This is a genomic window from Pseudomonas kitaguniensis (genome assembly GCF_009296165.1).
In the GTDB taxonomy this organism is placed as follows: Bacteria; Pseudomonadota; Gammaproteobacteria; order Pseudomonadales; family Pseudomonadaceae; genus Aquipseudomonas; species Aquipseudomonas kitaguniensis.
In genome coordinates this window covers 1-12,036 of the sequence record NZ_VUAZ01000169.1, presented here as the reverse complement: position 1 = coordinate 12,036, position 12,036 = coordinate 1, and the positions used below count along the sequence as shown (strand labels likewise).

The 12,036-nt window shown below is 59.0% G+C and carries 13 protein-coding genes; 5 read left to right on the top strand and 8 right to left on the bottom strand.

All coding sequences use genetic code 11. From position 1 onward, the window contains the following. Positions 1 to 123: 123 nt before the first annotated feature. Positions 124 to 987, bottom strand: coding sequence for a universal stress protein (locus F0169_RS24815; protein WP_152747897.1), 864 nt, complete (start codon positions 985 to 987; stop codon positions 124 to 126). Between the two features lie 157 nt (positions 988 to 1,144). Here F0169_RS24815 and F0169_RS24810 point away from each other — a divergent pair, with 157 nt between their 5' ends. After that, on the top strand, positions 1,145 to 1,747 hold the full coding sequence (locus tag F0169_RS24810) for a MiaE family protein (protein WP_099236368.1): 603 nt from the start codon (positions 1,145 to 1,147) through the stop codon (positions 1,745 to 1,747). Here the strand turns inward: F0169_RS24810 and F0169_RS24805 are convergent. From F0169_RS24805 to F0169_RS24795, 3 genes are all read right to left on the bottom strand, one after another. Further along, positions 1,703 to 2,902, bottom strand: coding sequence for an MFS transporter (locus tag F0169_RS24805; RefSeq protein WP_152747896.1), 1,200 nt, complete (start codon positions 2,900 to 2,902; stop codon positions 1,703 to 1,705). The genes F0169_RS24810 and F0169_RS24805 overlap by 45 nt on opposite strands. A 125-nt stretch (positions 2,903 to 3,027) precedes the next feature. After that, positions 3,028 to 4,368, bottom strand: a complete 1,341-nt coding sequence (locus F0169_RS28555; protein WP_425274321.1) for a terpene synthase family protein — start codon at positions 4,366 to 4,368, stop codon at positions 3,028 to 3,030. Continuing rightward, on the bottom strand, positions 4,293 to 4,556 hold the full coding sequence (locus F0169_RS24795; protein ID WP_425274320.1) for an isopentenyl-diphosphate Delta-isomerase: 264 nt from the start codon (positions 4,554 to 4,556) through the stop codon (positions 4,293 to 4,295). Before F0169_RS24795 ends, F0169_RS28555 begins: the two co-directional genes overlap by 76 nt. 307 nt (positions 4,557 to 4,863) lie before the next feature. Here F0169_RS24795 and F0169_RS24790 point away from each other — a divergent pair, with 307 nt between their 5' ends. Continuing rightward, entirely contained in the window at positions 4,864 to 5,811 is a 948-nt protein-coding gene (locus tag F0169_RS24790; RefSeq protein ID WP_152747895.1) for a polyprenyl synthetase family protein, read from the top strand. A gap of 44 nt (positions 5,812 to 5,855) precedes the next feature. Here the strand turns inward: F0169_RS24790 and ampC are convergent, their stop codons facing one another. Beyond that, a complete protein-coding gene (ampC, locus tag F0169_RS24785) occupies positions 5,856 to 6,998 on the bottom strand; it encodes a class C beta-lactamase (RefSeq protein WP_152747894.1) in 1,143 nt (380 codons plus the stop codon). A 131-nt stretch (positions 6,999 to 7,129) separates the two neighbouring features. Here ampC and F0169_RS24780 point away from each other — a divergent pair, with 131 nt between their 5' ends. Together F0169_RS24780 and F0169_RS24775 are read left to right on the top strand one after the other, a co-directional pair. After that, positions 7,130 to 8,020, top strand: a complete 891-nt coding sequence (locus tag F0169_RS24780) for a LysR family transcriptional regulator (protein ID WP_152747893.1) — start codon at positions 7,130 to 7,132, stop codon at positions 8,018 to 8,020. Between the two features lie 52 nt (positions 8,021 to 8,072). Beyond that, positions 8,073 to 9,257: a DUF2252 domain-containing protein gene (locus F0169_RS24775; RefSeq protein ID WP_058411202.1), complete on the top strand. Its 1,185-nt coding sequence runs from the start codon at positions 8,073 to 8,075 to the stop codon at positions 9,255 to 9,257. A 29-nt stretch (positions 9,258 to 9,286) separates the two neighbouring features. Here the strand turns inward: F0169_RS24775 and yghX are convergent, their stop codons facing one another. Together yghX and F0169_RS24765 are read right to left on the bottom strand one after the other, a co-directional pair. Continuing rightward, the gene (gene yghX, locus F0169_RS24770) at positions 9,287 to 10,174 is read right to left on the bottom strand and encodes a YghX family hydrolase (RefSeq protein WP_152747892.1); all 888 of its coding nucleotides are present in this window, start codon (positions 10,172 to 10,174) and stop codon (positions 9,287 to 9,289) included. Positions 10,175 to 10,218: 44 nt separating this feature from the next. Next, a complete protein-coding gene (locus tag F0169_RS24765) occupies positions 10,219 to 10,713 on the bottom strand; it encodes a PaaI family thioesterase (RefSeq protein ID WP_152747891.1) in 495 nt (164 codons plus the stop codon). A gap of 95 nt (positions 10,714 to 10,808) precedes the next feature. On the opposite strand from F0169_RS24765, the gene F0169_RS24760 reads away from it, so the two are divergent. Further along, positions 10,809 to 11,363 carry a YceI family protein gene (locus F0169_RS24760; RefSeq protein ID WP_425274319.1) on the top strand — a complete coding sequence of 185 codons (555 nt, stop codon included), beginning with the start codon at positions 10,809 to 10,811 and terminating at the stop codon, positions 11,361 to 11,363. Positions 11,364 to 11,428: 65 nt separating this feature from the next. Here the strand turns inward: F0169_RS24760 and F0169_RS24755 are convergent, their stop codons facing one another. After that, positions 11,429 to 11,860, bottom strand: a complete 432-nt coding sequence (locus tag F0169_RS24755) for a nuclear transport factor 2 family protein (RefSeq protein ID WP_058411198.1) — start codon at positions 11,858 to 11,860, stop codon at positions 11,429 to 11,431. Positions 11,861 to 12,036: the final 176 nt, after the last annotated feature.

Here is a 12,036-nt window from a genome sequence, read left to right as displayed (position 1 = left end):
TGCGGATAAACGGGCTGACCCACCGCCATCGGGAGCAAGCCTCTTCCCACAGTGACCTCCAGTGTTTGGGAGGGCGGGGTTTGCTGGCTGACAGCACTTTTTTGATGGTTTGAAACCCTTGAGTCAGGCCTTGGTGGCCAGCTCTTCAAGGTGATCCATCAAGGCCTGTGGCTTGAGCACCAGCACGTCGCTTGCCACCGCATCGAGTATCACTTCCGCCGTGTTACCGATCAGTGCCCCCGAAAGCCCGGTGCGGGCCACGGTGCCGATGATGGTCAGCGCCGCCTGCCACTGATGTGCCGCATGCGGGATCAGCACGTCTGCCGGGCCTTCTTCGATGTGCAGGTGCGCGTCATCCACGTCGAACTCCGCCTGAAAAGCCTTGCACTGCTCGCGATAGCGCGCCTCGATGGTTTCCTTGAGCTGAAACGTCGGGTCCGCCGCCGACAGCATCGGCGACGGATGCGCACTGATCACGTGCAGTTGCGCCTTGGCCAGGCGCGCAATATCAAAGCCGTGGTCGATGATGGTGTTGTGCAGCGCCTGGTGTTCGCTGTCGCTGTTGCCCACATCAATTGCCGCCAGCACCACTTTGCCGGCCCAAGGCGTCGAGGTTTTCACCAGCAGCACCGGGGTAGGGCAGTAGCGCAGCAGTTTCCAGTCCGCCGGCGTCAACAAGGCCCTTTTCAACGGGCTGTCGGCGACGTGCTGTTTGATCACCAGGCCACAGCCTTCGGCTTGCTGCACGTCGATGATGGTTTCATGCAGGCTGTCATTCCACGCCTGCTCGGTGGTCACGCTGTAGCCCGCTTCGTGCAAGCCGGACTTGAGCTGGCTCAACAAAGCCGAATGCTCGTGTTGCTTGTCGCAGACCAACAAATGCAGGTGCGCGCCGGTGACCCCGGCGATCAGCTTGGCGCGCTTCAGGGCCAGGCTTTCAGGATGCTCGGGCTCGATGACCACCAGGATGCTGCGGATAGCTTGCATGAACTGATCTCCAGAGACGCAAAAGAAGGTGCCTGCAATCACTATAGTTGCTGCCCGCCAGACGGCATGTTGATACACATCACAGTCGGTGGCTGGTGGTCTGCGGCGCGGTCGGTATAATCGGCGACCTTTTGTGACCCTCTTGCCCGTGAGCCCGATGAACCTGCCCGAAATCCACGACTTCCTCGGCTGCCGCACGCCCGACGCCTGGGTACAGGCTGCGTTGGCCGATCAGCCGACCTTGCTGATCGACCACAAGAACTGCGAATTCAAGGCCGCCAGCACCGCGCTGAGCCTGATCGCCAAGTACCACGCGCACGTCGACCTGATCAGTATGATGTCGCGTCTGGCCCGCGAAGAGCTGGTGCACCACGAGCAAGTCATGCGCCTGATCAAAAAGCGCAAAGTCGAATTGCGCCAACTGCATGCAGGCCGTTATGCCTCGGGTTTGCGCAAAGTGGTGCGCAGCCACGAGCCGGTCAAGCTGGTGGACACGCTGGTGGTTGGCGCGTTTATCGAAGCGCGTAGTTGCGAGCGTTTCGAAGCACTGGTGCCGCATTTGGACGAAGAACTCGGCAAGTTCTATTTCGGATTGCTGAAAAGCGAAGCGCGGCACTTTCAGGGTTACTTGAAGCTGGCGTACCAGTACGGTGACGCTAAAGACATCGCCCAGGTGATCGAGCGGGTCAGGGCGGCCGAGCAGGAACTGATCGAGTCACCCGACACCGAGTTCCGTTTTCACAGTGGCGTGCCAGCCTGACGCCACGGCCAGCCCGAGCAGCACGGCGATTGCGCTCAACAGCAAGATCACCGTTTGCGTGCCCAGCGGCGCCGCCAGCAGCGCAATCATCAAACCAGCCAATGGCTGAGCCAGGTTGTTGAGCAAAGTGATCACGCCCACCGTCTTGCCAAAATCCTGCCGCGGAATTACCCGCTGACGGGTACTGCGCAGGTACACGTTAAACATCTTGTCGAAGCCGCTGACCAGCAGAAAACCCACGGTGTAAGCCCATAAGTGGGTGCTGACGGCCATGATCAACGCGCCTGCGCCGATCAGCGAATACGCGAGCCCGCCCATGACCTTCAACGGCAACGTGGCGCGTGCCAGGTAAAACAGAATGGCGATGGTGACCAGCGCGCCCGCCGCCTGCAGCAGCGCGTAAGCATCGTTGCCCGCTGCAAAGTGGCCGGTGACCATCGCGGCAGAAGTGGCCAGCGTCACGCCGATGATCAGGTTCACACCCAACGCCAGCGTGATGATGCGCTTCAACTCGACCACGTTGCGGATATGCGTGAGCGCAATGCGCAGCGGTTGCAGCCAGATACCCTGATGCTGCTCGAATGTGTGCAGGTTCACCATGCTGTTGCGCTGCCAAACCCGCATCGCCAGGTCCGCCAGCACAAACAGCCCGGCAACCCCCAGCACCACCCAGTGCCACGCCCAGACTTGCAGCATCAGCGCTGCCAGCAGCGGCCCCAGCACCAGCCCGCTCTGATCGGCAATTTGTGAGTAGGACAGCGTCTTGGCGTAGGTGTAATGCTTGAAAATATGCGGCATCAGCACTTCGCGGGCCATGATGCCCTGCGTGGTCAACACGCCGCACAGCGCCGACAGCGCGACCAACCAAAACAGACCGTCGAACAGCGCGTACAGGGCCACCGCGAGGCCACACGCCAGCGCTCGATACCGCTGGCTGATCTGCAGAATGCGTACCGGCGAAAACGTGTCGCACAAGGCTCCGCACACCGGGAATGCCAGGTAACGCGGCAGCGATTCGACAAAAAACGCCAGCCCGGCCCACGACACACTTTGGGTGGTCTGAAACACCACCAGCGGCACGATGAACAGCAGAATTTGATCCGCCAGCCGCGACAGGAACAGCGAAACAAAGAACGCCAGGTAATCCTTGCGCATACAACTCCCTGTGAATGGCGTTAAAGATCGCGGGTGACCGCGTGTGCCGCATAGCTTGCCAGCTTGAAGGCGCGCACTTCAATCTGCTCACCTACGCTGAAGTAATGGCGTGGCGGTTTTGTGCGCTAAACGCCCTTGAAGCGAATTTCCCGGTAGCGCGGCACTGCCAGGTGCCAGGCAATGTTGCCGCGCCATTGGTTATGCAGAGCGTGCGCGCACGTCACCACGGCGTGCACTGCTTGCTCGTCATAGCCCAACTCGGCCAGGCGATGGGGCAGTCGTGCCTGCGCATCCGAAAATGCATGGGCCCATTGATCAATACGCCGCGATACTTCGCGAGCAGCCTCACGCGCAGATAAACCCTGGGTGTGCCGCAAATGAGTCAATACGTTATAGGTATCCTCATCGGGATTTTCCATAATCCGAAACGAGAGTAAATCATTCACCGCTTTGAACAAGTTAAGCGCCAAGAGGCGCAGCTCCTGCCAGGGTTGGCAGTAGTAGAGGGAAGACGGCAGGTAAATGTTCTGCGCCCAATAAGTGAACTCCAGGCAAAGCTGAAACCCGCCTGCGTTGCGCCAAAGGCTATCGTAGCCTTCTGCGCCGGGTTGAGTGTGATGCGTTCGGTGCATCAAAGCGGTGGTGCAGGGTTCGAGATAATTTGCATATTGCTGGCCTGCTCGCGCTTTCCAGAGTGGCGGCGCGAGGCGTGCCGCACGCCGAATAATATCGGTAAGCCCAGCGGCCAGCGGACCCTGCGCAGTGGCAGAGCCTGCGAATGCACTGCTATAGACGCCGCGAAGCAAATGCTCCAACGCTTGCGGGTCGGTGCAGTCCTCGTCCGCGCTGTCATCCTGGCAACTGAACCAGCCTAAAAGGTCGGACAGAATCAGCAACAGCGCCAGCGGCGCATCGGGCCACATGTAAGCGGCATACAGGCCGGGCACGTAAATGTCCTGCTGATGCGTGTCATGTGATGTTTTTTCCAGGCCCATGCTCTTGAGCCATTGACGTGTGTGAAGTTGCACTTCGTCGGCAAAGGGGCTGAGCGGGTAATCCGCTTCAGCCAGCCTGCCTGGCAGGTCAAACGCGCTTTCTGACAGGGGCTGCGAGTCGCCCGGCCGAGGCTGAGGTGCCCACCCCTTGATGCCCGTCAACCCGGCGCGCAATACCAGTGTGCGCAACCAGACGGTGAACGTCAGCGGCGCGTTGTGCAGTTCTTGCTGTAGCTGCACGGCGTCCACCCAGCGCCAGGCTTTGGCTTCTTCTGGGTTGGCAATGGGGTTGGTGGCGCAGCGGCCTACAAATACATGATCGTATTCATACTCCGTCATGGTGGGTGAAACCTGTTCCTGGTAGACCAGCGTGGAGTGTTGCTCAAGCTCACAGGTCAGGCCCATCTCTTCGAACAGCCGGCGCGCGCCGCGTCGGCGGTTTTCTCGCCCTGGCGCGGGTGCCCGCAGCATGCATTGCTCCACAATCCCGCGGAGTGATATTTAGTGTCTGCGCGTTGTTGCAGAAGCAGCCTGGCGTGCTCATCAAATATGAATATTGAGAATGCACGGTGCAGCAGGCCTTCATCATGCACCTGCTGTTTTCCAGCGAAGCCTATGGGTTGGTCATTCAGGTCAACCAGAATCAGCACGTCTTCCATATCAGCCTCCCGGGCTATTTATGTCGGACGGTAATGCGGTCCATTTCAAGGGCAGGGCGTCGCCTCGAGATCAGAGCGTATAGGAATTAACGAGGAAGCCATTGCGCAAAGGTTATATTTTTTCGCTATACGGCTATGATAAAAACCCATGAAAATAAATCTCTGATTGTTCGCCGATCGACTAGATTGAAGTGGTTAAGGTAAAGGGGTGTCCGCTGCAGTTCCGGTCTTTTACTTCTAGTTAATCCATGTGCCTTTAAGGCGGGGTAAATACGCTTTTCTGACGGGCCCGCTAGAGGCTGACGCAATGACCGGTCCACACGTGTTATCAAGGCAAAACAACTATAAGGCGGCGCAAGCGCAATGGCGTGAGGCGTTCGACTACCAAGCGCAAGTGTCTGGCAAAGGAGTGCGTACGGCCATCGGGTGTGCGCTTGCAGCTGTTTACAAACTCCCGGCCGATCAGACGCGTGTATTCTGCGAAGCCGTAGAACTTATCAATACCGCCTCGTTGATACATGACGATGTGCTCGACGGCGATCTTGTGCGCCGTGGGCTTCCTTCGGTATGGGCCAAATACGGCGTTGAAATTGCTCTGAATTCGGGTATGTACGGCTACATCGCCAGCCTGCAACGTCTGGCAGAGCTGTCCAATGTGAATATTCTGCGGGCCTGCCTTACGAGTCTCGAATACCTGCACGTCGGGCAGCACTTGGACCTGAAATTCAGCAACGGCAGTATTCTGCCGACAATGGCCGAATACACGTTGATTGCTCAGGCCAATACCAGTGGTTTTTTTGTTCTGTTGCTGGAAATCTGTCAGTGCCTGAGCCCAGTGGATGACGACAGTTACCTGGCGCTCAAGCACCTGCTGCTGGAACTAGGCGTGTATTATCGCTATGTCAACGATTACTGTGATGTTAACCATATTCCGCACTTCGAAAAAAAAGGATTTGCCCCGGACCTTGAGGGCGGGCCAAAGTCTATTTTAATGATTCTTGCCGGTCAGCCATTAGTTAAAGGTAAAAAAACCGACCTGCAAAAACAACAGGTGATAAAAGCCTATGGTCGTGCGGGTGTATTTGATGCCGCGCTGGCGTTAATAATGGGCACTTACGCTACGCTCGATGAGCGCTTGCAAGCTATCCGGCACAACCACCCCGAGCACGACATCGCTGCGTTGGTGGAGGTGCTGAGTGAACTCCAGTTTCAGCCTGGCCCTGCCGATAATTACTATCTGCAGTGCCTGGCCTGAGGTCGAAAGTTACCACGCGATCGTGCAGCCGCAGCGATCGGTTCTCACGGAGCCATCGCGCTCAAGATCGCATGCGCCACCTTCACCCGTTCGGCATTCGGGTAGTTTTTGTTCGCCAAAATCACGACGCCCATGTCTTTGCTCGGCACGTAGGCCACATAGGCGCCAAAACCGCTGGTTGATCCGGTTTTGTTATACAAAACGTCAGCCGGTTGCGGCTGGGCGGGCGTCAGCCAGGTAACCGTGTGCGGCTGCATCGCCATTGAGGTGGAATTGCCGTCGATCAAAGCCTGCAAGGTGATCGGATAAGGGTAACGCTCCCAACCCAACCCCTGAGTCATGCCATTCACGCTGTAGTAGCCGGCGTGTGTGGTGGCGACGGCTTGTTGCAGGGGCTTTTCCAGGGTTTCGGGGTGCATGTTCGCGATCACATAGCGGGCCAGGTCCTGCGTGCTGGTCTTGATGCCGTACGCTTCGCTGTCCAATGCGCCAGGGCTTACGCGTACTGGCTTCTGCTGGCTGTCGTAGCCCTGAGCATAGTGGCCGGCTTTGTTCGCGGGCACGCTGAGGTAGGTGTTACTCAAACCAAGCTTCGGCAGCAGGGTCTGCTCCATCAGCACATTGAAGGGCTGGCCGAGGCTCTGCGCCGCCAGGTAGCCAAACAAGCCAATGCTTGGGTTGGAATAAAGACGCTGAGTGCCGGGCGCGTACGCAGGTTTCCAGTGCTGGTAGTAGGTGAGCATGGTCGCCGCGCTGTCGGCGGTAGCGGGAAACTGCAACGGCAGGCCGCCTGGCGTGTAGGTCGCCAATTGCAGCAGGCTAATGCTGTCAAAAGCACTGCCGGCCAACGCGGGCAGGTGCTGGCTGGCTTTGTCCGAGAGCGTGAGCTTGCCGATGGCTTGCGCGTAACCACCCAGGGTTGCGGTGAAGGTTTTACTCAGAGAACCGACTTCAAACAGCGTGTCTTCGGTAACGGGTTGCTGTGTTTCCCTGGAGGCCACGCCGTAGTTAAAGTATTGCACCTTGCCGTTGTTCACCACGGCGACCGAAAGGCCGGCGATGCCCTGTTGCCGCATCAACGGTTCAACGCGGCTGCCCACCACCTGGCGCATGTCGGTGGCGGCCGCACAATAGCCGCAGCCCAACAGTAAGGCTGAAATGAGGGTTTTTTGATAGGTATGTTTCATGCTGGTTGGTTTCCATGTGAGTCATCCCCGACGATCAAAGCCTGCGCAGGCGGGGCAAATCTAGGTGGATTTTGTGCGTGCGGCAAACGATCATATCTCGCACCAGCCATTAGAAAAATTAGGGGTAGCGCATGCTGCGCTCACATCTGCCACTCAACGCCTTGCGCGCCTTCGAGGCGTCGGCCCGGCACTTGAGTTTTACCCGCGCGGCCATCGAGTTGTGCGTGACCCAGGCGGCCGTCAGTCATCAGGTCAAAAGCCTTGAAGCGCAACTCAATGTCACTTTGTTCAAACGCTTGCCGCGCGGTTTGATGCTGACCCGCGAAGGCGAAACATTGCTGCCGGTGCTGCGCGAATCATTTGACCGCATTGCGCATACCTTGGGCCAATTCGAGGGCGGGCATTACCTCGAAGTGCTCACGGTGGGCGCTGTCGGCACCTTCGCCGTCGGCTGGCTGTTGCCACGCCTGCCGGACTTCCAGCGCCGCTACCCGTTTATCGACCTGCGCTTGTCCACCCACAACAACCGCGTCGACGTTGCCGCCGAAGGCCTGGATTACGCGATCCGCTTTGGCGCTGGCGCGTGGCACGGCACCGAAGCCTGCCAATTGCTTGAGGCGCCGCTCACCGTGCTGTGCGTGCCCGCGCTTGCCGAGCAACTGCACACGCCGGCCGACCTGTTGAAACACACCTTGCTGCGCTCCTACCGCGCCGATGAATGGACCCTGTGGTTTCAGGCCGCCGGGTTGCCCGCCGACACCTTGATACCGCGCAACATCGTCTTCGACTCGTCGCTCTCGATGATGGAGGCCGCGTTGCAAGGCGTCGGCGTGGCACTGGCACCGGCGATAATGTTTTCGCGGCAACTGGCGACGGATGTGATTCGCCAGCCGTTCGCGGTGGGTATTACCACCGGCAGTTACTGGCTGACGCGCCTGCAGTCACGGGTCGAAACCTCAGCGATGCTGGCGTTCAAGGGCTGGTTGCAAGAAGTGTCCTGTCATTATTCAGAAACAAAATGAAACATTTTCCCGGCGCAAAGGTTCTACCGTTTCTCCCGTATTGAGTGTGTTCATGAAAATCCCGCGCCCCTCCGACCGCATTCCCCACCTCACGCAATTGCGCAATTTGAAGATGGCGCGCTCCGCCCACGCCTATGTCCGCGGCAGCACCGTGCAGTTTTACGAATGGCTGCACAGCCAATCGGGTCGGCGCCTGCCGCATGGCCCGGCGATCTGGATCTGCGGCGATTGCCATGCGGGCAACCTTGGCCCCACCGGCGACAACAATGGCCGCATCGACATGCATATCCGCGACCTTGACCAAACGGTGATCGGTAACCCGGCGCATGACCTGGTGCGCTTGGCCTTGTCGTTGGCGACCGCCGCGCGCGGTTCGGATTTGCCCGGTGTGACCACCGCGCGGATGCTTGAAGAAATGATGCTGGGCTATGCACAGGCCTTTAAAGACAAGCCCGACGAAGCACCGCCGCGCCCGTCGCAGGTCAAGGCGGGCATGCGCAGTGCGGTAGAGCGCACCTGGAAAAACCTCGCCCGCGAGCGTATCGAAAGTGCCCGGCCGACGATTCCGTTGGGCAAGCACTTTTGGTCGTTGTCGCGCGCAGAAAAGAGCGCCCTTGCAACGCTGTGCGCCTCTGAAGACCTGCACCAGTTGGTGACCTCACTCAAAGGCCGCCCCAAAGACGCCAAAGTCGAATTGCTCGACTCGGCTTATTGGGTCAAGGGCTGCAGTTCCCTCGGCCTGTTGCGTTACGCAGCGTTGCTGGGCGTGGGCGACAAGGATGATCAGGAATATTGCCTGATCGATATCAAGGAAGCGGTGGGCGCCGCTGCACCGCGTTCGGCGCGCGCAAAGATGCCGCGCGACAACGCTCGGCGCGTCGTCGAAGGTGCCCGCCAGCTGTCCCCGGGCTTGGGTGAGCGGATGTTGGCGACACGTTTTCTCGATCACGGTTTTTTCATCCGCGAACTGCTGCCCCAGGACATGAAGCTGGAGCTGGATGAATTAAGCGAGATCGACGCGATGCACGCGGCCGGTTACCTGGCACGCGTGGTCGGCATTGCCCACGCCCGGCAGATGGACCGGGCAACCCGCAAGGCGTGGATGGGCGTGCTCCAGGAGAACCGCTCCAGGCAACTGGACGCACCTTCCTGGTTATGGACCAGCGTGGTGCAATTGGTCGGCAGCCACGAGCAGGGCTACCTCAACCATTGCCGCCGGTACGCACTGGAACACTGAGCCTCAGTTGATCAGGGCTCAACGTGTGCCTAGGCCAGGTATTTGTGGAACCAGCCCAACGTGCGCTCCCACGCCAGATTCGCCGCCGCCTCGTCATAACGCGGCGTCGAGTCATTGTGAAAACCGTGGTTGGCGCCCTTGTAGATATACGCTTCATACGTAGTGCCAGCCGCTTTCAACGCCTTTTCATACGGCGGCCACCCTTCATTGATGCGCGTGTCCAGCTCGCCGAAGTGCAACATGATCGGCGCCTTGATGCGCGGCACGTCTTTGGCTTCAGGCTGACGACCATAGAACGACACCGCCGCCGCCAATTCCGGGTAAGCCACTGCCGCCGCATTGGTCACGCCGCCGCCGTAGCAGAAGCCGGTGATGCCGACTTTGCCGGTGCTGCTGTCGTGGTGCATCAGCCATTCGATGGCCGCAAAGAAGTCGTTCATGAGTTTTGTAGGGTCAACTTTTTGTTGCAACTTAACGCCTTTTTCATCGTTGCCGGGGTAGCCGCCGACGGACGTGAGGCCGTCCGGCGCCAAGGCGATAAACCCGGCTTTGGCCAGGCGCCGGGCGACGTCTTCGATGTACGGGTTGAGGCCACGGTTTTCGTGGACCACCACCACCGCCGGCAATTTACCGGCGGCCTTGGCCGGGCGCACCAGGTAGCCGCGCACGCTGCCATTGCCCTTCGGCGAAGGGTAGGTGATGTAGTCGGCGACGATGTCGGGGTCGGTAAATTTAACCTGTTCGGCCAGCGCGTAATTGGGGCTCAGTGCCGCCAGCAGCGCCGAGGCGGTGAGGCCTCCGAAGGTAAACAGTGCGGCGCGGTCGAGAAATTCGCGACGATTGATCTTGCCATGGGCGTAGCCGTCGTAGAGTTCGAGCAATTGGGGGGCAAAGTCTTTCGCGGTGAGACGAGTCATCGGTGCAATCCTCGATTAGCGGTGACAGTTAATGTAGACCAGGATCAGCCCTCGCGGCCATGCGCAGCGGCGGCCAATTGCGCGGTGTCGACGCGCACGAATACCGAATCGCCCATCGCGGTGAGCACGTCACCCGCATACACCTCGCAGACCACCCGGCTTTTACGTCCTACCTCGCCCTCGACGCGCGCGCGCAGCCGCAGCGTTATGCCCATGGGCGCAGGTTTGATGAATTTGATAGCGAGGTTGCCGGTGACGCAGTCGATGCGCGGCAAACTCCCGGGTTCGCGAAGCTCGGCCCGGTAGTGGTAGGCCATGGCGGTCCAGTTCGAATGACAATCCACCAGCATCGCGATCAGCCCACCATAGACCAGTTCGGGCCAGCCGCTGTATTTTGCCTCGGGTTGATGCTCGGCAATCACATGGACGGCATCGGTGTCCCAACGACTTTTGAGGTGCAGGCCATGCGGGTTGTTGCCGCCGCAGCCGTAACAGATGCCTTCGGGCGCAGCGGTGTCCTGCAGAGACGGGGTAGGCATGCAAAATCCTTTTTGTTCAGGGGCGACTACGCTGTTTGGCAGCGCTCTATTTAGCAGAGCATACGCCTGAGGCGAATAAAATCATGACGCGTCGAATGCCCTTCGTCGTTCTGCTGGCAGTGGCCTGCGGTGGGTTGCCCCGCGCCGAGGCTGTCGAGTACAAAGACGTCAACCGCGCGGCAAGCCAGATCAGCTTTACTTTTCAAAAATTCGGGCAACGGGTTTACGGCACCTTCAGCGACTTTGAAGGAACCCTGACCTTCGACACGCAAAAGCCCGAGGCGGCGCATGCGTTGCTCAAAATCCAGCTTGCCAGCATCGATGCCGGTAGCCCGGACGCCAATACCCAGTTGCAACAGCCTGGCTGGTTCGACACCGCGGCCTATCCCGTCGGCGTGTATGAGTCCAGCAGTGCGTTAGCGCTGGGCGACCACCGCTACCAGATCATCGGCAACCTGACGATCAAGGGCATCACGCGGCCTGTGAATATTGCGGTGGTGCTCAAGGAGCAAAGCGGCATCGGTGTGTTCGACGGTGAATTCGTCCTCAAGCGCGACGCGTTCAAAATCGGCGAGGGCGAGTGGGCGGGCAGCAGCGTGGTGTCCAACGACATCAATATCAAATTCAAGATGGTCGCGCCGCAACGCTAGCGGGCAAAGCCAAGTATGACGCCAGGCTGACTCGGTGCCCGTCGCTGGCGGCGCGCCTGTCGGAATCAGTACTTGTAAGCCTGACGCCCGATCAGCAGCCACTTGCCTTTTTGTTTCTGCCAGACCTGAAAGTTATCAATGTCGGTGGGCACTTCGACGCCGCTGTTCACCGCCAGGGCGTGAAAGTGGTTGCGCACCAGGGCGGTGTCGCCACTCAGGGTGATGGTCTGGTTCTGCATTTCGAGGGTTTTGAAGGCGCTGGTGTGAGTTTCGAGGTCGGCGATAAATTGCGCCTTGTTCTGCACCTTGCCGCTGGAGTGGCCGTAGGTCAGCGAGTCGGCGGTCAAGGCATGCAGTTGCTTGAGGTCCAAGTGCAGCATGGCTTGGGTCAGGTGGTCGACTGCTTGAGCCACATCCTTTTCAGCAGCGGCAGGCGCAGCGGCGACATAGCCTGAGAACAGGCAGAGAAAGCCGATCAATACTTTGACGTTTGGCATGGGTGTTTCCTTATTGTTGTTAGGGCGGAGGCGACGATTTGAGTCGTCGTACAACCATGCAATATTTACCGTGGGGAAAGAAAGTTAAATTTTGAAATATCTGGAAATGCATGGAGCGAATGTGGGAGCGGGCTTGCTCGCGATTGCGGTGTGTCAGTTGAAAAATACTTATCTGA